The 26,965-nt window shown below is 69.2% G+C and carries 26 protein-coding genes; 17 read left to right on the top strand and 9 right to left on the bottom strand.

Going from position 1 to position 26,965, the window contains the following annotated elements; all coding sequences use genetic code 11:
* Window positions 1-82 precede the first annotated feature (82 nt).
* The 6 genes from B0293_RS18690 to tsaE are packed head-to-tail and all read left to right on the top strand — an operon-like array spanning window position 83 to window position 6,137.
* Window positions 83-898: a DeoR/GlpR family DNA-binding transcription regulator gene (locus B0293_RS18690; RefSeq protein ID WP_005153757.1), complete on the top strand. Its 816-nt coding sequence runs from the start codon at window positions 83-85 to the stop codon at window positions 896-898.
* Window positions 888-2,315: a xylulokinase gene (gene xylB / locus B0293_RS18685; RefSeq protein WP_005153759.1), complete on the top strand. Its 1,428-nt coding sequence runs from the start codon at window positions 888-890 to the stop codon at window positions 2,313-2,315. Before B0293_RS18690 ends, xylB begins: the two co-directional genes overlap by 11 nt.
* 4 nt (window positions 2,316-2,319) lie before the next feature.
* Entirely contained in the window at window positions 2,320-3,411 is a 1,092-nt protein-coding gene (locus B0293_RS18680; RefSeq protein ID WP_005153761.1) for an ABC transporter ATP-binding protein, read from the top strand.
* A 28-nt stretch (window positions 3,412-3,439) separates the two neighbouring features.
* Entirely contained in the window at window positions 3,440-4,579 is a 1,140-nt protein-coding gene (gene alr / locus B0293_RS18675; RefSeq protein ID WP_005153763.1) for an alanine racemase, read from the top strand.
* Entirely contained in the window at window positions 4,576-5,673 is a 1,098-nt protein-coding gene (locus tag B0293_RS18670; protein WP_005153765.1) for an alpha/beta fold hydrolase, read from the top strand. Before alr ends, B0293_RS18670 begins: the two co-directional genes overlap by 4 nt.
* A complete protein-coding gene (tsaE, locus tag B0293_RS18665) occupies window positions 5,673-6,137 on the top strand; it encodes a tRNA (adenosine(37)-N6)-threonylcarbamoyltransferase complex ATPase subunit type 1 TsaE (RefSeq protein WP_005153767.1) in 465 nt (154 codons plus the stop codon). Before B0293_RS18670 ends, tsaE begins: the two co-directional genes overlap by 1 nt.
* 155 nt (window positions 6,138-6,292) lie before the next feature.
* Here tsaE and B0293_RS43095 read toward each other — a convergent pair whose 3' ends face one another.
* The 3 genes from B0293_RS43095 to B0293_RS18655 form a co-directional block, all read right to left on the bottom strand.
* Complete coding sequence (locus tag B0293_RS43095) at window positions 6,293-6,715, bottom strand: hypothetical protein (RefSeq protein WP_143254599.1); 423 nt, start codon at window positions 6,713-6,715, stop codon at window positions 6,293-6,295.
* Window positions 6,716-7,179: 464 nt separating this feature from the next.
* Window positions 7,180-8,511 (bottom strand): carboxyl transferase domain-containing protein, encoded by a 1,332-nt coding sequence (locus B0293_RS18660; protein ID WP_005153771.1) that lies wholly within the window; start codon window positions 8,509-8,511, stop codon window positions 7,180-7,182.
* Window positions 8,508-9,929: an acyl-CoA synthetase gene (locus B0293_RS18655; RefSeq protein ID WP_005153774.1), complete on the bottom strand. Its 1,422-nt coding sequence runs from the start codon at window positions 9,927-9,929 to the stop codon at window positions 8,508-8,510. The genes B0293_RS18660 and B0293_RS18655 overlap by 4 nt, the downstream gene beginning before the upstream one ends.
* A 397-nt stretch (window positions 9,930-10,326) precedes the next feature.
* On the opposite strand from B0293_RS18655, the gene tsaB reads away from it, so the two are divergent.
* Genes tsaB through tsaD form a run of 3 tightly spaced genes read left to right on the top strand, consistent with a single transcriptional unit; the run spans window position 10,327 to window position 12,514 of the window.
* Window positions 10,327-10,992 carry a tRNA (adenosine(37)-N6)-threonylcarbamoyltransferase complex dimerization subunit type 1 TsaB gene (gene tsaB, locus B0293_RS18650; protein ID WP_005153775.1) on the top strand — a complete coding sequence of 222 codons (666 nt, stop codon included), beginning with the start codon at window positions 10,327-10,329 and terminating at the stop codon, window positions 10,990-10,992.
* Complete coding sequence (gene rimI, locus B0293_RS18645; RefSeq protein ID WP_039916374.1) at window positions 10,989-11,468, top strand: ribosomal protein S18-alanine N-acetyltransferase; 480 nt, start codon at window positions 10,989-10,991, stop codon at window positions 11,466-11,468. The genes tsaB and rimI overlap by 4 nt, the downstream gene beginning before the upstream one ends.
* Window positions 11,468-12,514 carry a tRNA (adenosine(37)-N6)-threonylcarbamoyltransferase complex transferase subunit TsaD gene (gene tsaD / locus B0293_RS18640; protein WP_005153780.1) on the top strand — a complete coding sequence of 349 codons (1,047 nt, stop codon included), beginning with the start codon at window positions 11,468-11,470 and terminating at the stop codon, window positions 12,512-12,514. The genes rimI and tsaD overlap by 1 nt, the downstream gene beginning before the upstream one ends.
* On the opposite strand, the gene wecB is transcribed toward tsaD, so the two are convergent.
* The 3 genes from wecB to B0293_RS18625 all read right to left on the bottom strand — a co-directional run bounded on the left by wecB (window position 12,511) and on the right by B0293_RS18625 (window position 14,734).
* On the bottom strand, window positions 12,511-13,662 hold the full coding sequence (gene wecB, locus B0293_RS18635) for a non-hydrolyzing UDP-N-acetylglucosamine 2-epimerase (RefSeq protein ID WP_005153781.1): 1,152 nt from the start codon (window positions 13,660-13,662) through the stop codon (window positions 12,511-12,513). The genes tsaD and wecB overlap by 4 nt on opposite strands.
* A gap of 94 nt (window positions 13,663-13,756) precedes the next feature.
* Entirely contained in the window at window positions 13,757-13,936 is a 180-nt protein-coding gene (locus tag B0293_RS18630; protein WP_005153783.1) for an LPXTG cell wall anchor domain-containing protein, read from the bottom strand.
* A gap of 21 nt (window positions 13,937-13,957) precedes the next feature.
* Window positions 13,958-14,734, bottom strand: coding sequence for a choice-of-anchor P family protein (locus B0293_RS18625; RefSeq protein ID WP_039916377.1), 777 nt, complete (start codon window positions 14,732-14,734; stop codon window positions 13,958-13,960).
* A gap of 427 nt (window positions 14,735-15,161) precedes the next feature.
* Here B0293_RS18625 and xrtP point away from each other — a divergent pair, with 427 nt between their 5' ends.
* Window positions 15,162-15,665, top strand: coding sequence for an exosortase P (xrtP, locus tag B0293_RS18620; protein WP_039916378.1), 504 nt, complete (start codon window positions 15,162-15,164; stop codon window positions 15,663-15,665).
* Entirely contained in the window at window positions 15,665-17,053 is a 1,389-nt protein-coding gene (locus B0293_RS18615) for a glycosyltransferase (protein WP_005153791.1), read from the top strand. The genes xrtP and B0293_RS18615 overlap by 1 nt, the downstream gene beginning before the upstream one ends.
* A gap of 69 nt (window positions 17,054-17,122) precedes the next feature.
* Here the strand turns inward: B0293_RS18615 and B0293_RS18610 are convergent, their stop codons facing one another.
* Window positions 17,123-19,018 carry an N-acetylmuramoyl-L-alanine amidase gene (locus B0293_RS18610; RefSeq protein ID WP_005153793.1) on the bottom strand — a complete coding sequence of 632 codons (1,896 nt, stop codon included), beginning with the start codon at window positions 19,016-19,018 and terminating at the stop codon, window positions 17,123-17,125.
* A 141-nt stretch (window positions 19,019-19,159) separates the two neighbouring features.
* On the opposite strand from B0293_RS18610, the gene B0293_RS18605 reads away from it, so the two are divergent.
* On the top strand, window positions 19,160-19,822 hold the full coding sequence (locus B0293_RS18605) for an HAD family hydrolase (protein ID WP_005153795.1): 663 nt from the start codon (window positions 19,160-19,162) through the stop codon (window positions 19,820-19,822).
* A gap of 34 nt (window positions 19,823-19,856) precedes the next feature.
* Here the strand turns inward: B0293_RS18605 and ubiA are convergent, their stop codons facing one another.
* Window positions 19,857-20,720, bottom strand: a complete 864-nt coding sequence (gene ubiA / locus B0293_RS18600; RefSeq protein WP_005153796.1) for a 4-hydroxybenzoate octaprenyltransferase — start codon at window positions 20,718-20,720, stop codon at window positions 19,857-19,859.
* A gap of 314 nt (window positions 20,721-21,034) precedes the next feature.
* On the opposite strand from ubiA, the gene groES reads away from it, so the two are divergent.
* Together groES and groL are read left to right on the top strand one after the other, a co-directional pair.
* Window positions 21,035-21,328, top strand: coding sequence for a co-chaperone GroES (gene groES / locus B0293_RS18595; RefSeq protein WP_007031106.1), 294 nt, complete (start codon window positions 21,035-21,037; stop codon window positions 21,326-21,328).
* 100 nt (window positions 21,329-21,428) lie between these two features.
* Complete coding sequence (gene groL / locus B0293_RS18590; protein ID WP_005153800.1) at window positions 21,429-23,042, top strand: chaperonin GroEL; 1,614 nt, start codon at window positions 21,429-21,431, stop codon at window positions 23,040-23,042.
* 440 nt (window positions 23,043-23,482) lie between these two features.
* On the opposite strand, the gene B0293_RS18585 is transcribed toward groL, so the two are convergent.
* Complete coding sequence (locus B0293_RS18585; protein ID WP_007031108.1) at window positions 23,483-23,803, bottom strand: WhiB family transcriptional regulator; 321 nt, start codon at window positions 23,801-23,803, stop codon at window positions 23,483-23,485.
* Between the two features lie 230 nt (window positions 23,804-24,033).
* Between B0293_RS18585 and B0293_RS18580 the strand changes: the two genes are divergently transcribed.
* The 3 genes from B0293_RS18580 to B0293_RS18570 all read left to right on the top strand — a co-directional run bounded on the left by B0293_RS18580 (window position 24,034) and on the right by B0293_RS18570 (window position 26,533).
* Window positions 24,034-24,948: a MerR family transcriptional regulator gene (locus B0293_RS18580; protein ID WP_209437257.1), complete on the top strand. Its 915-nt coding sequence runs from the start codon at window positions 24,034-24,036 to the stop codon at window positions 24,946-24,948.
* Window positions 24,949-24,957: 9 nt separating this feature from the next.
* Window positions 24,958-25,806 (top strand): hypothetical protein, encoded by an 849-nt coding sequence (locus B0293_RS18575; protein ID WP_005153827.1) that lies wholly within the window; start codon window positions 24,958-24,960, stop codon window positions 25,804-25,806.
* A 130-nt stretch (window positions 25,807-25,936) separates the two neighbouring features.
* The gene (locus tag B0293_RS18570) at window positions 25,937-26,533 is read left to right on the top strand and encodes a response regulator transcription factor (protein ID WP_003073605.1); all 597 of its coding nucleotides are present in this window, start codon (window positions 25,937-25,939) and stop codon (window positions 26,531-26,533) included.
* The last annotated feature ends 432 nt before the right edge of the window (window positions 26,534-26,965 follow it).

The following is a 26,965-nucleotide window of genomic DNA, read 5'->3' as shown; positions in this document are numbered from 1 at the left end:
ATAATCTGGTAAGAAGCAGGTGTGAGCGCCGACACCCACCCCGCCGAGACCGTGATGGTCCGGGTCGTGAACGGTGTCGCCCATGTCTAAGACCAGGCCTTCGGACGCCGCCGTCGAGCACCGGCGCCAGGAGATCCTCGACCACGTCATCGCCATCGGCGAGGCCCGCATCGACGACCTCACCACCCGGTTCGGCGTCAGCCTGATGACGATGCACCGCGACCTCGACGACCTCGCCGAGCGCCGCCTCCTCCGCAAACTCCGCGGCAAGGTCGAGGCCTACCCGGCGACGACCATGGAGTCGGCCGCCCGCTTCCGCGACACCTTCAACCAGGCCACGAAGGACACGCTGGGCGAGGCAGCCGCGGCGCACGTCCACTCCGGCCAGACGGTCTTCGTCGACGACTCGACGACGCTCTTCCCGCTCGTCCGCCGCCTTGGCCAGATCGAAGACCTCACCGTCATCACCAACTCGCTCGAAGCCGCCCGCATCCTCGGCCCGGCCAAGAGCGTCGAGGTCGTGCTCGCGGGCGGCCGCTATCACCACGAGTACGACTCGTGCGCCGGCCCGGACGTCCTCGCCTTCCTCGAGCGCACACACGCCGACATCGCGTTCGTCTCGGTCGCCGCGGTCGCGGTAGGCCGCCTGTTCCACCCGGTCCAGGACTACGCCGCGCTCAAGCGGGCCGCGCTGCGCACCGCGAGCCACAACGTGCTGGTCGTCGACAACTCCAAGTTCGGCCGCACCGCCACCTTCGCGCACGGCGACATCGGCGACTACGACCTCCTGATCACCGACGATCTGACGCCCACCGAGGAGATCGAGGCCGCGCTGAACGCCGGAACGGCCATCGAGCAGGTCGAATGCGACCCGGAAGGGCCGGAATATGAAATCTGACCTGGTCGCCGGAATCGACTCGTCGACCCAGTCGACGAAGGTCGTCGTCTGCGACGCGGATACCGGCGAGATCGTCCGCACCGGCCGCGCTTCGCACCCCGAAGGCACCGAAGTCGCTCCCGCCGCGTGGTGGGACGCCTTCCGCGAGGCCACCGACGGCCTGCTCGACGGCGTCGGCGCCATCGGCATCGGCGGTCAGCAGCACGGCATGGTCACCCTCGACGAAGCGGGCGAGGTGGTCCGGCCCGCGTTGCTGTGGAACGACACCCGGTCCGCGAAGGCGGCCGAAGACCTCGGCGGCGAACTCGGCGCCGAGAACTGGGCGAAGTCCGTCGGCTCGCTGCCGGTCGCCAGTTTCACCGTCACGAAGCTGCGGTGGATGGCGGAGAACGAACCCGAGCTGGCCGATCGCGTCGCCCGCGTGCTGCTGCCCCACGACTGGCTGACCTGGCGGCTGCTGGGGCAGGACGCCGAACCGGTCACCGACCGCGGTGACGCCTCCGGCACCGGCTACTTCTCGCCGTCCACCGGCACCTACCGCCAAGACCTCCTCGCGCACGCCTTCGGTGGGCGCACTCCCGAACTGCCCAAGGTCATCGGCCCCGCCGAAACCGCAGGCCACACCCCGGACGGGATCCTCGTCTCGGCCGGGACAGGCGACAACATGGCCGCCGCGCTCGGTCTCGAACTCGTGCCCGGTGACGTCGTGGTCTCGCTGGGCACCAGCGGAACCGTTTTCGGTGTCTCCGAGACCGCGAGCGCGGACTCGTCCGGAATCGTCGCCGGATTCGCCGACGCCACCGGCCGTTTCCTCCCGCTGGCCTGCACTCTCAACGCCGCCCGCGTCCTCACGGCCACGTCCGCGATGCTCGGTGTCGAGCTCGCGGAGTTCGACAAGCTGGCGCTCGCCGCCGCGCCCGGCTCCGGTGGCCTCACGTTCCTTCCGTATCTCGACGGTGAGCGGACGCCGAACCTCCCGGACGCCAAGGGCACGCTCTTCGGCCTGAACCGCGCGAACATGACGCCCGAGAACCTCGCCCGCGCCGCCGTCGAAGGCATGCTGTGCGGCCTCGCCGCCGGTCTCGACGCCCTGGTCGAGCAGGGGCTCGAAGTCCGCCGCGTCCTCCTGATCGGCGGTGGCGCGCAATCGGCCGCCGTCCGCGCGGTCGCGCCGATCGTGTTCGGCGTGCCGGTCGTCATCCCCGAGGTCGCCGAGTACGTCGCGGTCGGTGCCGCGCGACAGGCGGCCTGGGCCCTCGCTTCCAGCACGGAACCTCCCCGCTGGCAGGAAGACCACGGCTACACCCCACTCGAGCCGACCGAGGCGGACCGCGCCGAGGGGCACCGGATCCAGCAACGGCATCTCGAAGCCCGCGAACTCGGGCACGGCATTTCCGCGAAACCGAAAGAGGACTGAACCGATGGCCACGATCACCTACGACAAGGCGACCCGGCGCTACGCGGGCTCCGAACGGCCCGCTGTGGACGCACTCGACCTCGAGATCGCCGACGGCGAGTTCCTCGTGCTGGTCGGGCCTTCCGGCTGTGGCAAGTCCACCAGCCTGCGGATGCTCGCCGGCCTCGAGGACATCGACGAAGGCGCCGTCTGGATCGGCGACCGTGACGTCACCCAGCTGCCGCCGCGTGCCCGCGACATCGCGATGGTGTTCCAGAACTACGCGCTGTACCCGCACATGACCGTCGGCCAGAACATGGGCTTCGCGCTGAAGATCGCGGGCCGCCCGGCCTCCGAGATCAAGCAGAAGGTGCTCGACGCGGCCAAACTGCTCGACATCGAGCAGTACCTCGACCGCAAGCCGAAGGCGCTCTCCGGCGGTCAGCGCCAGCGTGTCGCGATGGGCCGCGCCATCGTGCGTGAGCCGCAGGTCTTCCTGATGGACGAGCCGCTGTCGAACCTCGACGCGAAGCTGCGTGTCTCCACCCGTACGCAGATCGCCGCGCTCCAGCGCCGCCTCGGCGTCACCACGGTGTACGTCACGCACGACCAGGTCGAGGCCATGACGATGGGTGACCGGGTCGCGGTCCTCTCGGACGGTCTCCTCCAGCAGTGCGACACCCCGCGCGCCCTGTACGACAAGCCCGCAAACGCTTTCGTCGCCGGGTTCATCGGCTCGCCCGCGATGAACCTCGTCACCGCGAAGCTCACCGAAGACGGTGCCGAGCTCGGCGGCGCTCGCGTGCCGCTGACCCGCGAGATCCTCGCCAAGGCCGAAGGCGACACGGTCACCCTCGGCTTCCGTCCGGAGTCGCTCGAGGTGACCACCAGCGAGGACGGCACGCTGCCGATCAAGGTCGACCTCGTCGAGGAGCTCGGCTCGGACGCGTACGTCTACGGCAAGCTCGCCGAGAGTGACGCCGAGGGCACGAAGTCGAACGTCGTGACCCGTGTGGACCCGCGCACACCGCCGGCCATGGGCGACACCCTGCGCCTGCGGATTCGTCCCGACGAGCTGCACGTGTTCTCCGCCACCGACGGGGCGCGCCTGTCCTGAGCCGGTTCGTGGGAAACTGGTGGTCGTTATGACCGCCAGTTTCCCGCGTGCCGAGGTCGTCATCGACCTGTCCGCCATCCGGCACAATGTCGCCCTGCTCGCCTCCCGCGCCCCCGGCGCCCAGACGATGGCCGTCGTCAAGGCCGACGGCTATGGCCACGGAGCGCTCGAGGTAGGCCGTGCCGCCGTCGAGGGCGGGGCCACCTGGCTGGGCACCTGCTCCCTCGGCGAGGCGCTCGCGCTGCGCCGCGCGGGGATCGGGGTCCGGCTCTTCAGCTGGCTCGACACTCCCGAAGCCGACTTCGCGCCCGCGGTCGCCGAAGACATCGACGTCGCCGTCAGCTCCCTCGCCGAGCTTGCCCGCGTGGCCGACGGCGTGCGCCGGGCACGCGACTTTAGCGGGCTAAACGCGATCGGGCGCGTGCACCTCAAGATCGACACCGGGCTGAGCCGGAATGGCTGCCCACCTGCGGAATGGCCGGCGCTGGTCGAGGCCGCGGCGGCCGCGAAGCCGTTCATCGAGGTCGTCGCGATCTGGTCGCACCTCGCCTGCGCCGACGACCTCGGTCACCCCTCCATCGACGCGCAGGCGAAACGGTTCGACGAGGCGTACGACATCGCCCGCGCGGCCGGCCTGGACCCGATGCGGCACATCGCGAACTCCGCCGCCGTGCTGACCAGGCCCGAACTGCACTTCGACCTCGTGCGTCCCGGGATCGCGATCTACGGGCTGAACCCGGTGCCCACCGACGACGACCTGCGTCCGGCGATGACCTTCAAGTCGTCGGTCGTGCTGACGAAACGGATTCCGGTCGGCGAATCGGTCTCCTACGGCCACACCTGGACGGCGGAGCGCGACACCACCCTCGCCCTCGTCCCGGTCGGATACGCCGACGGCGTGCCGAGGACGCTTTCCGGGCGGATGGACGTGTGGCTCGACGGAAAGCGCAGGCCGGTCGTCGGCCGCGTCTGCATGGATCAGCTGATCGTCGACTGCGGAGACGACGAACCGGCCGTCGGCAGCGAAGTGACCCTCTTCGGCCAGGGCGATTCCGGCGAGCCGACGGCCCGGGAATGGGCCGACAAGCTGGGGACGATCGACTACGAGATCGTGACCTCGATGTACCGGCCGCGGATCCACCGGACGTATCTGGAGGCGGGCTCGTGACACCTTCACGACGACTGCTGGCCATCGTCGGCGGTGTCGGAGCCGTGGCCACCGGCACCGCCGCCGCGATCGCCGTCGCCGCACAGCAGCGGCGGCAGAGTGAGGATCCGTTCGTGGACGAGCCGTTGGGGGATCTTGAACCGGATCGGACGTCGACAGTGGCGGCGGAGGACGGCACGCCGCTCGCGGTCGAAGAGATCGACCCGGCCGATGGGGGAGAACCGGAGCTGACCGTCGTCGGCGTGCACGGTTTCGCGTTGTCGAAGCGCTGCTGGCATTTCCAGCGGCGAGACCTCGCGTCGCTGAAGCTGCCGCGGGTGCGTCAGGTCTACTACGACCATCGCGGGCACGGGCAATCCGGCGCCGCGACCGCCGAGACCAGCACCATCGAACAGCTGGCGCGCGACCTCGACATGGTCCTGCGCTCGGTGGTGCCGGACGGGCCCATCGTGCTCATGGGGCACTCGATGGGCGGCATGGTGATCATGGAACTCGCCGCGGAGCATCCCGAGCTGTTCGACGACCGCGTCGGCGGTGTCGCGTTCATCGCGACCGCGGCGGGCGAGGTCGGTGCCCGGGGACTTCCGAGATCACTGCTCTCGAAGTACAACCCGCTCACGCGAGGCGTTGGCGGGCTGGCCGGCTGGCAGCCCGGGCTCGTCGAGTTCGTGCGCGCGGCAGGCGGTCAGCTGACCCGGCAGGCGGTGCGCAGGCTGGCCTTCGGCAGCCGGGACGTGTCGCCGCGGCTCGTCGACTTCATGCTGGAAATGCTCGAAGTGACGCCGGTGCGCGGACTCGTGAACTTCGTCGACACGCTCGGCAGTCACAACCGGTACGCGGCGCTCGCCGGGCTGAAGCACGCGCACGTACTGGTCGTCGGCGGGGATTCCGACCGGTTCACGCCGATCGCGCACGCCGAGCGGATCGCGGCGGAGCTGCCGGACGCGGAGCTGGTGCGCGTGCGCGGCGCGGGGCACATGGTGCAGCTGGAACAACCCGAACTGGTGAACAGCCACCTGATCGACTTGGTGCAACGATGCACGGGCACCGATGGTGAGACTTCCGAACTGCGAACGTGGTGGTGGCAACGCTGATGAATTTCGCTTTCCCGACTCCCGAGTCGACGATTGCCTTCGGGCGGGAGCTCGGACGTTCGCTGCGCGCGGGCGATCTGGTGCTGCTCGCCGGGCCGCTCGGAGCGGGCAAGACGACGTTGACCCGCGGGATCGCGGACGGTCTCGGGGTCGGCGGGCGCGTCAGTTCGCCGACGTTCGTGATCGCCAGGGTGCATCCGGCGGGCGAGGCCGGGGTCGCTTTGGTGCACGTCGACGCCTACCGGCTCGGTGGGGATCTCTCGCAGCTGGACGACCTGGACCTCGACACCGAACTGGAGCGGTCCGCCCTGGTCGTCGAATGGGGCGAAGGGGCGGCGGAGCGGCTTTCGGACGACTACCTCGTCGTGCGCCTGGACCGCCGCGAGGACGACGTCCGCGAGGTCACCCTGGAGCCGCACGGCACCTGGGCGACCCGCACGCCCGACCTGCGTTTAGCGGGCTAATCGCGACCTGGGCCGCCGACTTGCGTTTAGCCCCCTAAACGCGATCTCACCCGGATGCCGCGTCAGGGCCGTGCCGGCGAAGCGTCCCCTCCATGCCCCAAGAGGGCTTGGGGGTGCGCATGCCGCTGGGTCCCACAGCGGCATGCGCACCCTGTCTAGACGGTGGGGGCCGGTTCAGCCTGTGGGCCGCCTCGTCCGCGCCGATGGTGAAGCCACCACAATCCGCACAAGCCGATCACGCTGGTTTGCGCGGCCGGTGTGGCCACAGCTGTCAACGCGACGAGCGCGGTGATCAACGCGAACCAATAGAGCAGGACGCGGCCGGTGTTTTCCCGGCTGCCGAAGAACGTGCTTCGCCAGAAATCGGGCCACTGGGCGGCCGGACGCAAATGGACTCGACGACACGCGGGGTCGGTGACCATGCCGACCGGTTCACTCGCCAAATCGAGCAATTCGTCGAGACTGACTTCTGCCGGGTGACACCCGCCGTGGTGATCCTGGTTCGTATCCGGGTTCATCGCCTGCGGCTGGGGTGGCTCCTCTGGCATACCGCCGGAACACGGCGCTACGCTGGGCATGTTTGACGCCTCCATAGAACTGGTAGATGGAGCTGTTGAACTTCAAAGCGGCTCCCCCGGCACGGGGAGCCGCTTCCTTTTGGTGCGGCATTCGGTCGTTGCCGATCCGCAACACAAGCCATTGTGGACGAATTTCCCGGACCTACGGGGCGGTAGGTGAAAGGTTGCTGAATCCTGCGCTGAGCGGTCAGCGTAATTCACCCCAGGTCATCGGGTTGTGCTACCGCCACCCGAAAGAGTAGTTGCGGGCACGCCACTTCGTCTCATTGCTCGAATAGGGATACGCAGAGTGTTCCGCTTTCGCGCTATCGAGTGTTCTGGTGTTGTTCATGAGAAAAGAAATGTTCGGTACCGGATGTTCGGCGGCCGCACTTACACACCCAGATGACCCCGCTCGAAATGGCGGGCCCGCTCAACGCCGATCTCCGACCGTTTGTCGCTTCCCACGGATCGCGTTTAGCGGGCTAAACGCGATCCGCGGGGCCGACGACGGAGCGTGCGATGCCCAGGGCGACCAGGTCCTGGGGGCGTAGCCGCAGCCGGTCCGCGAGAGCGGGGACTTCGTCGGCGGGCAGCTTGAGGATCGCCGCTGCCGCCTCGGGCGAGGTGACCGAGAAGTACGCGCCGGGCGTCACCCAGGTCGACCCCGGCGCCGCGAACGCGAGCGCACCCCCGGATCCGCCTTCCCCGATCACCAACGTCGTGATCGGTACGGCCGCGCTCGCCACGGCCTCGAACAGTTCCGCGATCGCCGCACCGGCCCCGGCCCGCTCGGCCTCCGCGTCGTTCGCCGCACCAGGGGTGTCGACGAGGGTGAGCACCGGGATCCCGAGCCTCGACGCGAGCCGTACGAGGCGCGCCGCCGTACGGAATCCCGCGGGCAACGTCGGCGTCCCGCACTGCGCCGCGTACGCGATCGCGCGACCGTCTCGCCAGCCGAAGCCGCACAGGACGCCTGAGTCGACTCCGCCGCACCTATCGCCCGAGACATCCTCACGCCAGTCGAAGTACGCGTCGAGGTACTCCGCCGCTCTCGGCCGATCGGCGGCGCGCGCCGCCTGAACCGCGGCCCATCCGCTTTGGGGCAAGCGCGCCGATCCGAGAGCGCCCGGAGGCTCAGCGGCCTCCGCCGTCGGAGAGGTCAGCAAGCGCAGCCACCGTTCCAGCGTCGCGGGAAGGTCCGCGGGTGGCACGATCCTGTCGACCTGGCCCCACGCGAGTTTCGCTTCAGCCGTGTACGCCTCCGCGGGCGCGTCGGCAGGGCGTACCCGGGAACCGGCGAAACCGACCTGTGCTTCGGGCAGAGCGAGAACGACGTCTGCGCTCGCGCCGAGTGTCGCCCAGCCGCCGCCCGTGGTCGGATCGCGCAGCACCGAGATCTGCGGCACCGACCGGGCGCCGGCGGCCGCCCGCGCGATGCGCTGCAACTGCGAAAGCGCGCGCATCCCGTGCTGCATGCGGCTGCCGCCGGTCGCGATCAGCGACACCACCGGCAATCGAGACTCCACCGCCCGCGCGAACGCCGCCTCGACGCGATCACCGGTCCGCTGACCGATCGACCCACCCAGAAAGCCGAACTCGAAGGCGATCACGACCGCTTCGACATCACCGATCTTGGCTGTTCCGCAAAGCACGGACTCGTCTTCGCCAGTCCGCTCTTCGGCGGCTTCGCGCGCCGCGCGATAGCCCGGCCACTCGATCGGCCCGTCGTCCGGCTCAGCGGACCGTGGAACGTCCAAGTCCTCGAAACCGGTCGCGACCTCTTCGACGACCGCCCGCGCGGAGGCCCTGCTCATCCGAGCGCCCGCTTCATGACCTTGCCCATGTCGTTGCGCGGCAACGCCTCCAGATAGCGGACCACCCGAGGACGCTTGTGCGGCGACAACAACCGCGAGACGTGGTCGGCGAGTTCCGCCTCCTCCGGGCGTTCCCCGGCGGGCACCACCCAGGCCACGATGCGCTCGCCGAGGTCGTCGTCGGGCTCGCCGGTCACCGCGACCTCCGCGACGCCGGGGTGCTCCATGAGCGCGTTCTCGATCTCACCCGCGCCGATCTTGTAGCCGCCGCTCTTGATCAGATCCGTCGCCTTCCGGCCGACGATCTTCACATAACCGGCCGCGTCGCGGGTCGCCATGTCGCCGGTCCGGAACCAGCCGTCGTCGAAGGCGGCCTCGGTGGCGTCAGGACGGTTGAGGTACTCGGTGAACAGATTCGGCCCGCGGACCTGGATCTCGCCGACGGTCTCCAGTTCCTCGACCGGCTCGCCCGCCTCGTCCACCAGCCGCAGCTCGACGCCGCTCAAGGGGACGCCGACGGTGCCGGGGACACGCTCGCCGTCGGCGCGGACGCTGGTGTTCATGAGGGTCTCGGTCATCCCGTAGCGCTCGATCACGCGCTGGCCGGTCGCGGCGGTGATGCGCTGGTGGTCGTGGACGGGCAGCGCGGCCGATCCGGAGACGAGCAGCCGGGCGCCCCGCAACGCGTCGGCGAGCGCCCGGTCGTCGCCGACCTCGCCCGCGATGCGGTGATACATGGTCGGGACGCCGAACATCATCGTCGCCCCGTTGGCGAGTTCGCTCGCGACGCCTTCGGTCGAGAAGCGGCCGAGATGCCGGACCGATCCACCGCGCCGGAGCGGCCCGAGGATGCCGAGGATCAGGCCGTGGACGTGGAAGAGCGGGAGGCCGTGGACGAGGACGTCGTCGGCGGTCCATTCCCAGGCGTCTTCGAGCGCGTCGAGAGTGGTCGAGATCGCGCGGCGGGGGAGGACGACACCCTTGGGCGGGCCGGTCGTCCCGGAGGTGTAGACGATCAGCGCCGGGGCTTCGGCGTCCGGTTCCGCGGGGAGATCGCCGGGTGTGCCTTCGAGGGCGATATCGAGGCGGGGGAGATCGGCGAGACCCGCGGGGAGGTCGGCGCCAGGTGCGGCGAGGACGAGGACGGGCTCGCTGTCGGCGAGGATGTGGGTGAGTTCGCGCTCGCCGATCTTCGGGTTCAGCGGGATGGCGGGGACTCCGGCGAGCAGCGCGGCGATCACGGCGACGCTGGTGTGCACCGTCGGTGTCGCCCAGATGGCGATACGGCCGCTCGGCAGGTCGCGGGCGAGTGTGCCGGCGACGGCCGCGACGTCGGCGTGGGTCAGGGAGGCGTCGCCGAAGCGGAGGGCCTCCTTGTCGGAGCCGCTCGCCAGCGTGGGGAACAACCGATCGGGCACGTGTGACCTCCTGCTCGACTCCGACGGCCGGGGCGCGTGGAGCCGAGGGGCCCCTCACCGGACCGTACCGCCCTCCCCTCCCTGACCCCTGCGACCTGCTTCACACCCAGCGCCGGGAGCGACTTTCGCGGGCTAACCGCGCTCCGGCGGCCCTCGGCCCTCCGGCCTCACAGATCGCGTTTTGCCCCCTAATCGCGATCCGGCGGGCTGAGCGAGGGGAGCGACTTTAGCCCCCTAATCGCGATCCGGTGCCGGGGTCGCGGGGCTGGCGGGAGGGGCCCGACAGATCGCGATTAGGGGGCTAAAGTCGCTCCGGCGCTGGGGGAGCGGGCCCGGCACCGGATCGCGATTAGCCCGCTAAACGCGATCCGGGGCGCTGGTCGTAGGCTGGGTAACCGTGCTGGTACTGGCCATCGACACCTCGACCCCGGCGGTCACCGCGGGCCTCGTCGCCCTGGACGGCGACGCCCTCGAGCCACGCGGAGACCGCGTCACGGTCGACCCGCGCGCGCACGGCGAGCTGATCACGCCCCACGCCCTCGAAGCCGTCAAGGCCGCGGGCGTCACGCTTCGCGACCTCGACGCCATCGTCTGCGGCGTCGGCCCCGGCCCCTTCACCGGCCTCCGCGCCGGCATGGCCACCGTCGCGTCGCTCGCCCACGCGCTCGGCATCCCCGCCTACCCGGTCTGCAGCCTCGACGCGATCGCCGCCGACGTCGCCCCCGGCGAAGCGCCCTTCCTCGTCCTCACCGACGCGAGGCGCCGCGAGGTCTACTGGGCCGCGTACGCCGCCGACGGTTCCCGCGCCGACGGCCCGCACGTCCAGCGACCTGCCGACCTCGAGACGACCATCAAGGTCGCGGCGGGCGACGGCGCCCTCCTCTACGCGGACGCCCTCGGCGTCCAGCCGATCGAGCCGCGCTTCCCGTCACCCGTCGGGCTGGTCAAAGCCGCCCGGGAAGCGATCCAGAGCGGCGAAGAGCCCGCCCCGCTCACCCCGCTCTACCTCCGCCGCCCGGACGCCGTCGAACCGGCCGCGCGCAAGAAGGTGACCACGCCGTGAGGCTGGAACCCTTACGCCGCAAGGATATCCCCCGCTGTGTGGAGATAGAGAAGATCCTCTTCCCCGGCGATTCGCCGTGGACCGCCTACGCTTTCCACGCGGAACTCGACGGCGGCGGTTACTACCTGGTCGCCCGTCCGGACGAAAGCGACGAGGTCATCGGCTACGCCGGGCTCGCCGTCGTCGGCCGCCGCGGCGACTACGAGGCGAGCGTCCACACGATCGGCGTCGATCCCGGCCACCAGCGCAACGGCATCGGCACCGTCCTGCTCAAGGCGCTCCTCACCCGCGCGGACGAACTCGCCGCGCCGGTCTTCCTCGAAGTCCGCACCGACAACGACGCGGCGATCACGCTCTACGAGCGGCACGGTTTCGAACGCATCGGCCTCCGGAAGCGCTACTACCAGCCCTCCGGCGCCGACGCCTACACGATGGCCCGCCCGCGGGCCCAGGTCCGAGACGAGGTGGCGGGCTGATGCCGCGCATCATCATGGGCATCGAGAGTTCGTGCGACGAGACCGGCGTCGGTCTCGTCCGCCTGCACGACGACGACACGGTCGAACTCCTCGCCGACGAGGTCGCCTCCAGCGTCGACCAGCACGCCCGCTTCGGCGGCGTCGTACCCGAGGTCGCCAGCCGCGCCCACCTGGAGGCGATGGTCCCGACGGTCGAGCGGGCCTTCGAAAAGGCCGGGCTGAAACTGTCCGATGTGGACGCCATCGCGGTGACCGCCGGACCCGGTCTCGCCGGCGCGCTCCTGGTCGGCGTCGCCGCCGCCAAGGCGTACGCCGCCGCACTCGACATCCCGCTCTACGGCGTCAATCACCTGGCCGGGCACATCGCCGTCGACACGCTCCAGCACGGACCGTTGCCGGAGCGCTGCCTCGCCCTGCTCGTCTCGGGCGGGCACACGCAATTGCTGCTGGTGGACGACATCGCGTCCGAGATCACCGAACTCGGGTCCACTGTGGACGACGCGGCCGGCGAAGCCTACGACAAGGTCGCCCGCGTTCTCGGCCTCCCATATCCCGGCGGCCCGCCCATCGACAAGGCCGCCAAGAACGGCGACGGCGCGGCCATCGCGTTCCCCCGCGGCATGACCGGACCGCGGGACGCCAAGTTCGATTTCTCCTTCTCCGGCTTGAAAACCGCCGTCGCGCGCTGGGTCGAGGGCGCGGAGCGCCGCGGCGAGGAGATCCCCGTCGACGACGTCGCCGCGTCGTTCCAGGAAGCCGTCGCCGACGTTCTCACGATGAAGGCGATCCGGGCGGCCAAGGAACACGGCGTGGACACGCTGGTGATCTCCGGTGGCGTGGCGGCGAATTCACGGTTGTCCGAACTCGCCGCCGAGCGCTGTGCGGAAGCCGGGATCACCTTGCGGGTCCCGCGGCCGCGGCTGTGCACGGACAACGGCGCGATGATCGCCGCGCTCGGCGCGCACGTGGTCGCCGCAGGACGTCCGCGGGCGTCGCTCGACTTCTCCGCGAATCCGGCGCTGCCGGTCCAGATCGTCTCGATCTAGCGCAGTTCGACGGTGGTGCGCGGCGCCGGGGCGAGGTTGAGCAGTTCCTCCAGCGCCGCCACCGAGAGTGCGGCGGCATTGCCGTCGCCGTAAGGGTTTCCGGCGTGCGCCGGATGAAGATCGCCGCGCAGGATCTTCGCCGCGGTGTCGGCGATGAGACCGGTGTCCGTCCCGACCAGCCACGCGCAACCCGCCTCGATCGCTTCGCGTCGTTCGGTGACGTCGCGGAGCACGAGGACGGGTGTGCCGAAGGTCGGCGCTTCCTCTTGGATACCACCGGAATCAGTCAGGACGAGCTCGGCCAGCCGCAGCGCGCGCACGAGATCGGGATATTCGAGCGGCTCGGTGACCGTCACCCGCGGTGTCCCGCCGAGCGCGGTCATGACCTGCTCCCGCACGGCCGGATTGGGGTGCACCGGGAACAGCACCTGGACGTCGCTGTGCTCCGCGACGATCAGTTCGATGGCCGCGAGCGTGCGGCTCAGCGGCTCGCCCCAGGACTCCCGCCGGTGCGACGTCACTAGAACGAGGCGTTCGCCGGCTTCGGAGATCTCCATCTCCAGCAACGCGAGCGCGGTGTCCCGCGCCGGGAGATCACGCTCGGCGATCGCGATCACGGCGTCGACGACGGTGTTGCCGGTGACCGCGATCCGTTGGCGTGGAACACCTTCCGTGCGCAGCGCGGCCGCGGCGCCCGGTGTCGGCGCGAGGTGCAGGGCGGCGATGCGCGAGATCATCTGCCGGGTTCCCTCTTCGGGGAACGGCGCGGCGAGATCGTGCGTGCGCAGACCCGCTTCCAGGTGCACCACCGGGATGCCCAGCCAGAACGCGGCGAGCGCGCCCGCCAGTCCCGTCGTCGTGTCGCCTTGGACGACGACCGCCGCGGGCGCGACCCGGCGTAGCACCTGGTCGAGCGCGGGGAGCAGCCCGGAAACCAGTTCCGCCTGGGTGCCGGTGGTCCTGGGCGGGGTGTCGAGCCAGGCGTCGACCGGCAGGCCGAACGGGATCAGCGCCTGCTCGACCATTCCCTGATGCTGTCCACTATGGACGAAGAAGGGCCGCAGGTTCGGATGCTCCGCCAGCGCCGATGCCAGCGGAGCGAGTTTGACCGCCTCCGGCCGGGTCCCGGCCAGCAACATCACATCCACGCGTTCGCGCTCCTCGTCCACGATTTCGAGTGTCCCGCAAAACGCGGGTGGCGGCCGCCGGCGTGCAAGGGGCCCACGCCGGCGGCCGCTGGAGTCAGCTCCCGGTCTGGCCGAGCCGTTTCGTGCGGCGGTAGCCGGCGACGACCGCGATGGTTCCGAGAACCAGCAGGATCACGCCGACCGCCAGCCACCAGCCGACATCGGCACCGGTGGCGGCGAGGGCACCCACCCCGCCACCGGCGACGCCGACTCCGGCGCCAGGCAACTTGTACATCTCGACCTCACTTCACCCTGGTCAGGCGGTGGTCGCCGGACGACGGCGGCGAACGACGCGGATACCGACCGGAACGGCGACGGCACCGAGCAGGCCGAGACCGATCCACAGTCCCGCGCCCGAGGCGAGCGGCACGGGCAGACCGGCCGGGCCGCAGGTGGCCGACGAGACGATCACGTCGCCGGAACCGAGCGGGGCGAGCGCGTCGCCGAGCAGCTTCACGTGGATCGCGTTGACCGTGAGGCTGCCATCGCCGTTCTTGATCTGCTCGTTCAGGATGATCGTCGCGACGTTGGCGTTGCCGAGACCGACCTTGACCTGGGTGTTCGGCGCCGGTGTCGCGTCGACCGCGCCCGCGCTGCCGAGGTTCGCCCCGACCAGGTTCGTCGCGCCCTGCACTCCCTTCTGGGTCGCGGTGCAGGTGGCTTCGACGACCTTGACGCCGACGTCGCCAAGGGCGCCCTTGAGCAGCGGCAGACCGACATCGGCGGTGCTGGCCTTGGCCGTCACGGCACCGGAGTTGTCGTCGCGTTTGGCTTCGGTGTTGATCGCGCCGGCGGTGAGTATGCCGGTGAGATTGGCCTTCGCGAGGCTGTTGGTGGTCGGTCCGGCGGTCTTCGCTTCGGCGAGCGGCCCGGCCTTCACCGCGTCGAGGCCGAGGAGCTTCACATCGACCTTGACGCCATACGCGGAGCCGTCACCGGGGGCCGCCGAGGCGGGCGCCGCACCGGCGAGAGCCACGCTCGCCACCACAGCGGCGAGCAGTCCGCCTCGTCGCAAGAGGTGCGTGTTCTTCAACTGGTCCTCCGAATTGATTCGTGGGGGTTTTCTTTCATCTTCGGTCGGCAGGAGGGCGCAACCGTCGCGGACGAATCCTCAGCTGGCCTGACTCGGCTCGCGGATCGTCTATCGCCGAGTGTTTCTCAAATTGAACGAAAAACTGCGAGGATCACCGGATCAGGTGGTCTTACAAGGCTTCGCCGCAGGTCGACGAAGACGTCACTCCTTCGGCCTAGTCAGTTTCTCCACGATCGTGCCGAAAGGGCCCATGATCACGTTGTTAATGCGAACCCCGGTCGAAAGGGCCGGTTCCCGCTGACTTACTCTCGTCGGCGAGGTCCCTGTCCGCTTCGCCGATCCCGTCGTCTGCTGCGCCTTTCCTGAGAGGGTCACCGTGGCCGTTGCGAGCGCCCCTTTGCCTGGTTCCAGCCGGTTTCCGCTGCGTATGGCGGTGCTGGCGGTGATCGCCGTCGCGGTCGGTCTGGTGCTGGCCGAGCGCCTGTATCGGGTGTTCGAAGTGCAGCTTTCGGGACTGATACTGAGGGTTATCACCTCATCGGGTGTCTACGTCGCCAGTGAACGTGAGACTGTCTACTTTGGGTTGTCCGGCGATACTCCACTCGGGTTAAGAATGACGCCGGAATGCTCTTCGGCATTCATGTTGCTGCCCTTGTTGTTGGTGACCGCCGTCATGTTGTATTTCCGCCCGCGGAATGCGAAGAGGCTGTTCGTCTCGTTGGCCATATCGGCGGCGGTGGTCATTCTTGTCAATCAGATGAGGGTTTTGGCGATCGTCGGCCTCGTGCACGTGATGGGTATCGACGAAGGTTATTACTGGGGTCACACCCTGCTCGGTTCGATGGTCAGCGTCCTCGGTGGCGCGGTCGCTCTCGTGCTGTTCGTCTGGCTGGGCACCCGCAAGCCGCGGGCCGAGCGCGAGGCCGTCTGATGGGCGCCGGTTCGGTCAAGATCCTGCTCGCGATCACCCAGGCGTTCGCGCTCACCATGAGCGTCGCGTTCATCGTGTACGTGGTCGTGATCGTCGTGCCGTACCTCCGGCGCAAACCCGCGCCCGTCGGCGACGCCGCCGACTTCACCTGGCATTTCTTCGTCCCGTGCCGGGACGAGCAGACCGTCATCCGCGAAACGGTGCGGTACCTGCGTTCGACGTTCCGGCACGCGCACGTCTGGGTCGTCGACGACGACTCCGAGGACCGCACGGCCCGGGTCGTCAAGTCGATCTGGCGGCGCAACGGCGGCTACGACCCGTATCTGCACCTCGTTCCGCGGCGCCGTCCGGAGGCGCGGACGGGCAAGGGCGACGCGCTCAACGCCGCCTATCAGGCACTCAACTTCTGGATGGGTTCGGACGCGAGCCGTGACGATGTGGTCGTCGTGGTCGTCGACGCGGACGGCCGCCCGGCGGAGAACTGTCTCGAAGTGTGCGCCGCCGACCATCTGTTCGGCGACGAGAGCGTCGGCGCTGTGCAACTCGATGTCTGGATGGGCAACGCCGACAGCCGTCCGCCGGGCAAGAACTGGTTCTCACGCGCTTTCGGGCTGAAGCTGGCGCAGATGCAGGATCTCGAGTTCCGCACGGCCATCGCGGCGATCCAGACCTCGCGTGGGTTCACCGGCACGATCTCCATGGGCGGCAACGGTCAGTTCACCCGGCTGTCCGCTTTGGACTCGATCGCCGGGGACGACGAACAGCCGTGGCGCGGTTCGCTGCTGGAGGATTTCGAACTCGGCGTGCACCTGCTGACGGCGGGCTGGCGGACCGGGTACACCCCGGATTCCCATGTGAAGCAAGAAGGTCTGTACAGCCTGCGGCGATTCCTGGTGCAGCGCACGCGCTGGGGCCAGGGCACGATGCAGTGTTCGCGGTATCTGCGGCGGATCTGGGACTCGCCGCATGTGAGCACGCTGGGCGCGGCGGAGATGATGTACTACCTCGCGCAGCCGTGGATGCAGCTGCTCGGCTCGCTGCTGTACCCGATCCCGTTCATCCTGCTGCTCTTCAGCACGGCTGGGGATCCGGCGCAGGTCTGGACGTGGTTCGCCGACGACGGCGCGTGGATCCTGTTCGCGATCTACGGCTCGTTCGGGCTGCTGCCGTTCATCGTCTGGGGCCCGATCTATCAGTTCAAATGCCTGAAGAGCCGCAATCTGCTGCGCGGGCTCGGGATGGGCTTCGCCTACGCGCTCTACATCTACACGTTCTACATCACGTCGTGGCGCGCGCTGTTCCGTCTGGTCCGCGGCCGGAACGGCTGGGCGAAGACGCGGCGGAACACCGAACACGCCCCCGGCGTCAAGGTCGCCCTGGACTCCTGACCCGCTCCCGCGCCCGGATCGCGTTTAGCAGCGGGCTAAACGCGATCCGGGCGCGGGGAGCGAGCTGGGTCAGAAGGCGGGCACGATCCGGACGTCGTCCGCCTTCACGAAGGCGATGCGGTGTCCGAACTGGATCTGCACGTACCGCGTCTTGCCCTTCACGACCACGTGGTTCGCCGGGTCGAACGTCGTCGCCGAGAAGTACTCGGAGCCGACCACGTTGCCGAGCGAGTACCGCTGTCCGGCCGAGAACGTGTACGGCAGCGGGACGACCTGCTGCACCGGCACGTTCGCCGGGTAGGCCTCCGCCTCGGGATACGCGCGCCCGAACACCGGGACGGTCGCGAGACCGGGCTTCGGCGTGACGACCAGGCCGAACGCCGGGCTGGTCGTGCGCGCGTCGCGGAACCAGCCCTTCTGGCCGAGGTACCAGATCGCCGTCCAGCCGTCACGCCGCTCGGCGACCACGTACCGCTGGCCGGTCTCGGCCCGGCTGCCGACGTCGGAGACGTCCATCGTGCTCGCCGAACCGTCCGGGCGGAGGCCGATGTCCTTGAGTAGCGGCGCCGAGTCGTTCGGCTCGCTGCGCAGCACGACCGAACCGGAACCCCTTGCCGGGCAAGGTTTTCCGCCGCCCTCGCAGCCGGTGAACGCGGGCTGGTTCGTGGCGAAGTCCGGCGTGATGGTCACCAGCGGCGAACCGGGGCGGCCGAAGCCCGCCAGCGGAGCGCCCATCAGGTCGAAGTAGTGCGACCAGTCCCAGTACGGGCCCGGGTCCCAGTGCATCCCCTTGATGGTCGAGGGGATCGTGCCCGGGACGTTGTCGTGGCCGATGATGTGCGCGCGGTCGAGCGGGACGTCGTACTTCCGCGCGAGATAGCCGACGAGCTTCGCGGAAGTGCGGTACATCGCCTCCGTGTACCAAGTGCCCTTCGCGGCGAAGCCCTCGTGCTCGATGCCGACGGACTTCGCGTTGACGTACCAGTTGCCCGCGTGCCAGGCGACGTCCTTGGTCGGCACGTGCTGCGCGATCTGCCCGTCGGACGAGCGGATCGTGTAGTGCCAGCTCACGTACGTCGGGTCCCGGACCAGGTCCATCGCCGTGTTCCAGTAGCCCTCGGTGTCGTGGATGACGATGTATTCGACCTTCTGGCTCTTCGGCCGGTCCGCCTTGTCGTGGTTGCCGTAGTCGTTGTTCGGCAACTCCTGGTACGGCGCCGGCACCGAAAGACACGAGACCTTCTTCGGACACTCGGTCTTCGGGTCTTCCGCCTGAGCGCGCGCGGGGCTCACCGGCGTGGCGGCGAGGCTGACGCTCTGGCCGTCGTCGGTCTTGCGGCTGACGCCCTTGGAGATGGTGTCGAAGACTTCGTCGGCGAAGGACCTTGCTCCCGTTTCGTCCTTCGCGCCGCTGTAGCGCGCGACGGCGGCGTACCAGTCACCGGCTTCGCGTTGGTACTTCGCCAGGAGAGCGGCGCCACCGCGGATGTTCTGCGTGGGGTTCGTGCGCAGCGTCGCGACGTCCTGGCCGATCAGCGAGGAGGCCTCGTCGATGGTCTGGAGACCGGGCGGGGGAGGCTTCGGTGCCGGTGTCACAGGCAGTTTCGGACGGCGGGCGTCGTCGCCGCGAGGGTCCTCCCCGCCTTCGTCGTGATGCGTGCCGGTGCCCGCTTCGCGCAGGTCGGTCAGGTGCATCGGGCCGTAACCGGCGGACGTGCTCGGGGTTCCGGCGTTGAAGTCCCAGCGCGACTCCAGGAAGGAGACGCCGAGCAGGACGTGTTCAGGGACGCCGAACTCCTTCGCGGCGGACGCGAAGTCCCGTTGCCGCTGCTGATCCGCCGGGGCGGCTTCGGCGGGGACGGCGGCGAGGAGACCGGCGGCGAGAGCGAGGACCGCGAGCCCGGCGGTCCGTTTGGACCGGCGCCGGAGCGGCTCGAGGGCGACGGGACGGAAGGGACGCGGCATGGGCGTATACCCCCAGTGACTAGGTCTGCTGAACAGGACCGACCCCAATGGTCGGAACCTAACCAGAAACAGGCCTCCTTCGTAAGGTCCCTCCGGATCGCGATTAGGGGGCTAAACGCAAGTCGGTGGCAAGGTGGAGGCATGACCGGGGTGAAGGAGCTTCTGCAGGCGAAGGACCACATCTTCCTCGACTTCGACGGTCCCGTGTGCGACGTGTTCGCCGAGCTGGCGGCGGGCGAGGTGGCGGACAGGCTCAAGCGGCTCGTCGAACCCGATCTGCCCGCGGACGTGAGTACTTCCGCCGATCCGTTCGACGTGCTCCGGTATGCGGCCTCGTGCGGTCCGAACGCCGCGTACGTCGTCGAGCGGCAGCTCAGCCGGTTCGAAGGGGAGGCCGTCGCGCAGGTTTCGCCGGCTCCCGGTGTCGTGGAGGTGCTTCGCGAGTGGGTCGCGCAGGGGTTCACGGTGACGATCGTCAGCAACAACTCCGTCGACGCGATCAGGTCCTTCCTGGGGCTGCACGAACTCGCGGAGGACCTCCGCCGGATCAGCGCCCGGACGACGAGCGATCCCGCGCACCTGAAGCCTCATCCAGCGCTCATCGACGCCGCGGTGAAGGCGCTCGGTACTTCGCCTCGGCAGTGCGTCATGGTCGGCGACTCGGCCGCGGACGTCGTGGCCGCTCGCGCCGCCGGAGTCGCTTCGGTCGCTCTCGCGACGACGCCCGCCAAACGCCGGACCCTCGCCGCCCTCCACCCCGATGCCCTGGTGAGCGCCCTCACCGACCTGCGTTTAGCCCCCTAATCGCGATCCGGCCGCCCCACTCGCGTTTAGCCCCCTAAACGCGATCTGACAGCAGCAGGCCCAGGAAGAGCGCCATGCCGACCAGGTTGTTGTTCATGAACGCCCGGAAGTAGCCATCCCGCTCGCGACGCGCGGTCAGCCTGCCCTGGTGGATGAACAACGCGCCCGCGACCACGACGGCGAGGTGGAACTCCCAGCCGAGCGAGCTCACCCGGCCGATCACGACCATGAGCACCAGCATCGCGCCCTGCAGGACGCCGACGGCCAGCCTGTCGTGGCGGCCGAACAGGATCGCCGTGGACTTCACGCCGATCTTCAGATCGTCGTCCCGGTCGACGGCGGCGTACTGCGTGTCGTACGCGACGACCCACAAGAGATTGGCGAGGAACAGGAGCCAGCAAACCGGCGGCAGGGATCCGCTTGTGGCGGCGAAAGCCATCGGAATCGACCAGCCGAACGCCGCGCCCAGCACCACCTGCGGCAGATGTGTGTACCGCTTCGCGAAGGGATACGCGCACGCCAGCACCAGCGCCACCACCGAGAGCGCGACGGTCAGCGGGTTGAGCGTCATGGCCACCAGGAAGGAAAGCAGCACCAGGACGCCGAACAGACCGCGCGCCTCCCTGCCCGTCGCCGCGCCGCTGGGCAGTGGACGATTCGCGGTGCGCTTGACGTGACCGTCGAACCCGCGGTCCGCGTAGTCGTTCACCACACAACCCGCCGCGCGCATCAGCCAGACCCCTGCCACGAAGGCGGCGAGAATCCATGGCGACGGAGGGCCGGCGATCCACAGCGCCCACAGCGTCGGCCACAGGAGAAGCAGCGCGCCGATCGGCTTGTCCGCCCGCATCAGGCGCAGGTAAACCGGCACCTTGTTCCGCGCGAGGAGCAGCGACATCGTTCCTCCCCTTCGGCGTGCGTCGATCCGAAGGTAGGGGCACCTCCGCGTGCGAGGTCCGAACTCGACCCTCGAGGGCAAGGCGCTGTAATCAGACGGGCACGCCCGGCGAGACAGTCGCGGGAAAACGGCCGGTCAGGCGCTCGGAGGCCAAGTTTCGACAGGGTGAGCGGACCCTCCTTGCGAAGCTGGCACTCACATGGCTAGAGTGCTAATTGCACGGCCCGAACACGCCCCGGCACCCGCGACGGCGGGGGTGGTAGGAGCCGTAACTCATCCTGCCAACGCTTTCGACGACCGTGGAGGTCAACCCGGTGAGCGTGAACATCAAGCCGCTCGAGGACAAGATCGTTGTCCAGACGAGTGAGGCCGAGGAGACGACCGCTTCCGGCCTCGTCATCCCCGACACCGCCAAGGAGAAGCCCCAGGAGGGCAAGGTTCTGGCCGTTGGCCCGGGCCGCATCGACGACAAGGGCAACCGCGTCCCGCTCGACGTTTCCGTCGGCGACGTCGTCATCTACTCCAAGTACGGCGGCACCGAAGTGAAGTACAACGGTGAGGACTACTTGATCCTTTCCGCTCGCGACGTGCTGGCCGTCATCAACTGACGTCCGCTCTCAGCGCATGACGCCCCGGGCCCCGCATTGCCGGGGGACGGGGCGTTCGTGTTTTCCGTGCTTTAGAACTGGAAGGTAAGCGGAACAGGCCATGCCCAAGCAGATCAGTTTCGACGAGGACGCTCGTCGCGCGCTCGAGCGCGGGGTGAACAAGCTCGCCGACGCGGTCAAGGTCACCCTCGGCCCGCGCGGTCGCCACGTCGTGCTCGACAAGAAGTTCGGTGGCCCGACCATCACCCTCGACGGCGTCACCGTCGCTCGCGAGATCGAGCTCGACGACCCGTTCGAGAACCTCGGCGCCCAGCTCGCCAAGAGCGTCGCCACCAAGACCAACGACGTCGCCGGTGACGGCACCACGACCGCGACCGTGCTCGCGCAGTCGCTGGTGAAGGTCGGCCTGCGCAACGTCGCCGCCGGTGCCAACCCGACCGCCGTCGGCCGTGGCATCGAGGCCGCCGCGGAGAAGGTCATCGCGGTTCTCAAGGAGAAGGCGACCCCGGTCAAGGGCCGCGACAACATCGCCCAGGTCGGCACCGTCACCTCGCGTGACGCGGCCATCGGCGCGCTGCTCGGCGAGGCCGTCGAGCGGGTCGGCGAAGACGGCGTCATCACGATCGAGGAGTCGTCCACGCTGGCGACCGAGCTCGTGATCACCGAGGGTGTGCAGTTCGACAAGGGTTTCCTGTCGGCGCACTTCGCGACCAACCCGGAAGAGCAGAAGGCGATCCTCGAGGACGCCTACATCCTGCTGGTCCGCGAGAAGATCTCGGCCCTGGCCGACCTGCTCCCGGTGCTGGAGAAGGTCGTCGAGGCGAAGAAGCCGCTGCTGATCATCGCCGAGGACGTCGACGGTGAGGCGCTGTCGACCCTCGTCGTGAACTCGCTGCGCAAGACGATCACCGCCGTCGCGGTCAAGGCACCGTTCTTCGGTGACCGCCGCAAGGCGTTCCTGGACGACCTCGCGGTCGTCACCGGTGGCGAGGTCATCTCGGCCGAGATCGGGCACAAGCTGTCCGAGACCACGCTGGCCCAGCTGGGCAACGCGCGCCGGATCGTCGTCACCAAGGACGACACCACGCTCGTCGACGGTGCCGGCACCAAGGACGACATCGCCGGGCGCGTTTCGCAGATCCGCAAGGAGATCGAGAACACCGACTCCGACTGGGACCGCGAGAAGCTGCAGGAGCGGCTGGCGAAGCTCGGCGGCGGTGTCGCGGTGATCAAGGTCGGCGCGGCCACCGAGACCGAGCTGAACGAGCGTAAGCACCGCATCGAGGACGCCGTGGCTTCGACCAAGGCGGCCGTCGAAGAGGGCATCCTGCCCGGTGGTGGCTCGGCGCTCGTGCACGCGGTCAAGGAGCTCGAGGGCGGCCTCGGCCTCGAAGGCGACGAAGCGACCGGTGTGCGCATCGTCCGCGACGCGCTGTCCGCCCCGCTGTTCTGGATCGCGACCAACGCGGGCCACGAGGGCGCGGTCATCGTGAACAAGGTCCAGGAGCAGAACTGGGGGCACGGCTTCAACGCCGCCACCGGTGAGCTCACCGACCTGCTGGCCGCCGGCATCGTCGACCCGGTCAAGGTGACCCGGTCCGCGGTGGCGAACGCCGCTTCCATCGCCCGGCTCGTGCTCACGACGGAGAGCTCCGTCGTCGAGAAGCCGGCCGAAGAGGAGCCCGCCGCGGCCGGTCACGGCCACGCGCACTAGTTCCACCCCGAAGCGGGGCGGCACTCCACCCGGAGTGCCGCCCCGCTTTGCTGTCTCGACCCCTGCCCTCGCCGGAGCGACTTTCGCGGGCTAATCGCGACGCCTCGGTTTCCCACGCCGACCTGCGTTTAGCGGGCTAATCGCGATCCCGGGCGCCGGAGAGCGCGAGTGGGCGGACTCGACTTTCGCGGGCTAATCGCGATCCGGCGGGCGGGCGAGCTGGGCCCGGCGCGCGTCGCGATTAGGGGGCTAAACGCAGGTCGGCGACCTGTGAGACCCGGGGCCGGGCAGGGCGACTTTCGCGGGCTAATCGCGACGCGCGGCGGCGGAGCGGGGCGGAGCAAGGGGCGGAGCAAAGGGGGGCGAAGCAAGGGGGTGGACATGCGGAAGGGCGGCACCCCACCCGGATGCCGCCCTTCCGCGTTGCCGACTCGGCCGGTTCAGCCGTTCGACATGCTCAATGTGCGCTTGTCCGCCTTGATGATGTGCTCGCGTTCCGATTCCGACAGCCCGCCCCAGATCCCGTACGGCTCGTGCACGGCGAGCGCGTGGTTCCGGCACATAGCCAGCACCGGGCAGGCCAGGCACACGGCTTTGGCCCTCGCCTCGCGGCGGGCTCTGGCCGGCCCGCGCTCGCCGTCAGGGTGAAAGAAGGACGCGCTGTCCATGCCTCGGCACGACCCTTCGAGCTGCCAGTCCCACACATCAGCGTTGGGTCCCGGGAGCCTGCGTGTGTCCGCCATCCTGACCGCCTCCGTCATCCGGTCGAAGCGTTTACCTGCTCTGCTGCGCTGCGGATACTCCATTCGGTGCAACGGCGGTAACGTTAGAAGCGCGCCAATACTTGTTCAAGGGATTCAAGACGATTCAGCCGTTAGGCATCCCCCGGATGTGTGAGCGGTACTTTCCGTTCCGGTTGCCCCCGTCCCGGCCTGCCTGGATATTGGGTCGAGTGGGATCTCGGATCAGCAGTGAAGAACCCACCCTGCCGGTGGCCTCGGTCGCTCGCCGGCTCGGGGTCGCACCGTCCACCCTGCGCACCTGGGACCGTAGATACGGCGTAGGACCGAGCCGCCACACCAACGGCCGTCACCGCCGCTACGGCAGCTCCGACATCGGCCGTCTCGAACTGATGCAGCGCGCGTTGCTCCGCGGCGCCTCGACGGCTGAAGCGGCGAAGTACGCGCTCGAGCAGATGCCCCGGACGGCCACCGAGACCCCGGAAACCTCCGTGGTCCAAGTGGACGAGCGGGCCGTCGCGCCGCCCGCCGACGAACACGACGTCCCGTCGCGCCTCGCCAGACGCCTGAGCACGGCCGCGCTCGCGATGGACTTCGGCGCGGTCCAGCGCATGCTCGCCGACACGATCCGCGAACTCGGTGTCCTGCCCGCCTGGTCCGGTGTCGTGTCTCCGGTCTTGACCGCATTGGGCGCCCGCTGGCGCGGCGTCAGCGCCGGCGCGGAGGTCGAGTACTTGCTCGCCGAATGCGTCTATGCCGCCCTGGTCCGCGCGACACCGGTGCTTCGCGAACCGCGCAACCAGCGGCCGGTCCTGCTGACCTGCGTCCCGGACGAGCGCGACAACCTGCCGATGTACGCGCTCGCCGCGGCGCTCGGGGGTCGCCGGATCGGCGCGCAGCTGTTCGGCGCCTCGCTGCCGGCCGAGGTGCTCGCGGTGACGGTCCGCCGCAGTGTCCCGGCGGCGGTGGTGCTGTGGTCGGGACGGCGCGCGACCGCGGACCCGCGCCTGTTCGCCAGGGTGTCCCGCGGCCGCCAGCGCAGCAGGCTGTTCGCCTGTGGCCCGGGCTGGGATCCTGCCACGCTCCCGGACAAGATCGAACTGCTCGGCGAACTGACGACGGCCGCCGACCGGATCGAGCACGTTCTTGTCGGTGCGAGGCGATAGAAAGGACCGATGGAAGAGTCCTTGCGGTCCGCCGCGTTCGGCGACGGCTTGCCGCCCCCGAACCCCTTCGCGGTGCCCGCGTCGCCTCGCGGGCGGCTGCTCGCCGCGATCGGGCTCGGCGCCCGCGGCAGGTACGCGGCGGCGGCCACCCTGCTGACCGGTTTGCGCACGTCTGAAGACCCGGTGCTCGCGTCGCTGGCCGCGAGCACACTGGCGTCGCATCGGCGCCAGTTGGGCGGTCACGCGGCGGCCCTCGTCCTCGACGGCGAGGCGCTCGCGCTGGCGATCGCGGTACCGCGAGGCGAGCCCGACCCCGACGGCCTGGACGCGGAGGGCGCGCGGGCGGACGCCCTCCTCGGTCTCGCCGCCGACAACCTCGGGCGCGGCAGGCTGACCGCCGCCCGGCGGCTGCTGGCGCGTGCGGAGGCGCACACCGGCAACTGGCGTAGCCGGACCAGGGCCGGTTGGGTGGGCGCGGAAATCGAACTGGCGGGTAACCTTTCCGGCGCGGCGATCGCACCTGCGGAAATGGCGCTGGAAACGGCGCGGGCCCGAGGCGCGTGCCGCCATGTCGTCAAATCGCAGCTGGTACTCGGCGTGACCATCGCGAATCGAAGTTCCGATGACCGGAACACGGCGAAAGCGCTGGTGGAGAGCGCGCGCGAAACCGCCGAGAAATACGAATTCAATTCACTTCTGTGGGTGGCGTGGCTGGTCGCGGCCGACTTCGAGGCAGGACACGCCGATGAGTATCGATTCAGAGGTGCCGAACTGTTGCACGCAGTGTTACGGCGCGCAGATCCTTGCGGGAGGTGGCTCGCCCGGGAATCTCCATGGGTCCCCTCCGAGGGCGTCTAGCCTGTTGGAGGGCCCATTCCGGCAACCGGGCTAAGAAACTTCAAAAAAAGCCACCGGATCGTGTCAAGGTTCGGGCTAAAGCGTCCGATAGGGGAAGTGGAATGTCACCCGGCTGCAGGAAGGAAACCCCGTGACGACGGTCTTGATCTGCGACGACCGACGCAGTGTCCGCGAAGGGCTCACTCGAGTGATGTCCGCGGTCCCAGGGGTCAGTCGCATCGACTGCGTAGCGCACGGTGACGAGCTGCTGGCCCGGTACTCCCGTCAGCCGGTCGACGTCGTGCTGGTCGGTACCCAGCGCGCTGTCCCGACCGGCGTCGAAGCCACCCGGCGGCTCGTCTCGGCGAACCCCCAAGCGAACGTGATCGTGTTCGGAGCACCGGACGACGCCGGCAGCATCGCCGCCGCCATCGCCGGTGGAGCCCGCGGCTACCTGCGCTGGGACGCCTCGCGTCCCGAGCTGGTCGCCGCACTGGCGCACACGCTCGCCAGCACCTCGGTGCCGGCGCCGCGGCAGCCGTCCGACCCCGGCGTCCAGCTCACCGAGCGCGAGCTCCAGGTGCTCCGCGGGATGAGCCAGGGCAAGAGCAACGGGCAGATCGGCCGCGAGCTGTATCTGTCCGAGGACACCGTGAAGACCCACGCGCGCCGCTTGTTCCGCAAGCTCGGCGTTCGAGACCGCGCACAGGCGGTCGCCCACGGATTCCGCCGTGGACTTGTTTCCTGACAACGCATTCTTGATTTCGCTGGCTGGATTGCACGACGGGTGACGAACGGGCCGGGGGAGTACCCCTGGCCCGTACCTGTGTTTCCCGTCACGCTTCGCGCTTTTATGCTCACCGCTCGGGCACTCTTGCCCGAGCGCGTCCGCCTCCGGGCGGATCGTCGTACCCCGCTGTGTTCCGGCTCGTCGAGATTTCGACCAAGAGCGAAGGGAACCGGTGAAGACCCGGGTTTCAGCGTGCTCGCCGTCGAGGCGGCACGCCGATGAAGGCCGTCGACAAAGACGGCGGGTCTGAGCGGTACGGTAGCTGTCACCGGTAGTGGCCCCCGAAGTCACACGCCGGACTCTTTGCACGCCTATACGTAACACTGGGACTGTTGTCTGCGATGGCCAATGTGGGGGACGGACTGGATGAGCCGGTCGCCGCTGCTGTTG

The organism is Amycolatopsis azurea DSM 43854, from assembly GCF_001995215.1.
Taxonomy (GTDB): domain Bacteria; phylum Actinomycetota; class Actinomycetes; order Mycobacteriales; family Pseudonocardiaceae; genus Amycolatopsis; species Amycolatopsis azurea.
Note: the sequence above shows the minus strand (reverse complement) of the source record. Positions and strands in the feature narration are given on the sequence as shown.

What these genes read in the sequence shown, in the direction of transcription:
- B0293_RS18690 (WP_005153757.1), top strand. Translation starts at nt 83, where the DNA reads ATGTCTAAGACCAGGCCTTCGGACGCCGCCGTCGAGCACCGGCGCCAG.
- xylB (WP_005153759.1), top strand. Translation starts at nt 888, where the DNA reads ATGAAATCTGACCTGGTCGCCGGAATCGACTCGTCGACCCAGTCGACG.
- B0293_RS18680 (WP_005153761.1), top strand. Translation starts at nt 2,320, where the DNA reads ATGGCCACGATCACCTACGACAAGGCGACCCGGCGCTACGCGGGCTCC.
- alr (WP_005153763.1), top strand. Translation starts at nt 3,440, where the DNA reads ATGACCGCCAGTTTCCCGCGTGCCGAGGTCGTCATCGACCTGTCCGCC.
- tsaE (WP_005153767.1), top strand. Translation starts at nt 5,673, where the DNA reads ATGAATTTCGCTTTCCCGACTCCCGAGTCGACGATTGCCTTCGGGCGG.
- B0293_RS43095 (WP_143254599.1), bottom strand. Translation starts at nt 6,715, where the DNA reads ATGCCCAGCGTAGCGCCGTGTTCCGGCGGTATGCCAGAGGAGCCACCC.
- B0293_RS18660 (WP_005153771.1), bottom strand. Translation starts at nt 8,511, where the DNA reads ATGAGCAGGGCCTCCGCGCGGGCGGTCGTCGAAGAGGTCGCGACCGGT.
- tsaD (WP_005153780.1), top strand. Translation starts at nt 11,468, where the DNA reads ATGCCGCGCATCATCATGGGCATCGAGAGTTCGTGCGACGAGACCGGC.
- B0293_RS18630 (WP_005153783.1), bottom strand. Translation starts at nt 13,936, where the DNA reads ATGTACAAGTTGCCTGGCGCCGGAGTCGGCGTCGCCGGTGGCGGGGTG.
- xrtP (WP_039916378.1), top strand. Translation starts at nt 15,162, where the DNA reads ATGGCGGTGCTGGCGGTGATCGCCGTCGCGGTCGGTCTGGTGCTGGCC.
- B0293_RS18615 (WP_005153791.1), top strand. Translation starts at nt 15,665, where the DNA reads ATGGGCGCCGGTTCGGTCAAGATCCTGCTCGCGATCACCCAGGCGTTC.
- B0293_RS18610 (WP_005153793.1), bottom strand. Translation starts at nt 19,018, where the DNA reads ATGCCGCGTCCCTTCCGTCCCGTCGCCCTCGAGCCGCTCCGGCGCCGG.
- B0293_RS18605 (WP_005153795.1), top strand. Translation starts at nt 19,160, where the DNA reads ATGACCGGGGTGAAGGAGCTTCTGCAGGCGAAGGACCACATCTTCCTC.
- ubiA (WP_005153796.1), bottom strand. Translation starts at nt 20,720, where the DNA reads ATGTCGCTGCTCCTCGCGCGGAACAAGGTGCCGGTTTACCTGCGCCTG.
- groL (WP_005153800.1), top strand. Translation starts at nt 21,429, where the DNA reads ATGCCCAAGCAGATCAGTTTCGACGAGGACGCTCGTCGCGCGCTCGAG.
- B0293_RS18585 (WP_007031108.1), bottom strand. Translation starts at nt 23,803, where the DNA reads ATGACGGAGGCGGTCAGGATGGCGGACACACGCAGGCTCCCGGGACCC.
- B0293_RS18575 (WP_005153827.1), top strand. Translation starts at nt 24,958, where the DNA reads ATGGAAGAGTCCTTGCGGTCCGCCGCGTTCGGCGACGGCTTGCCGCCC.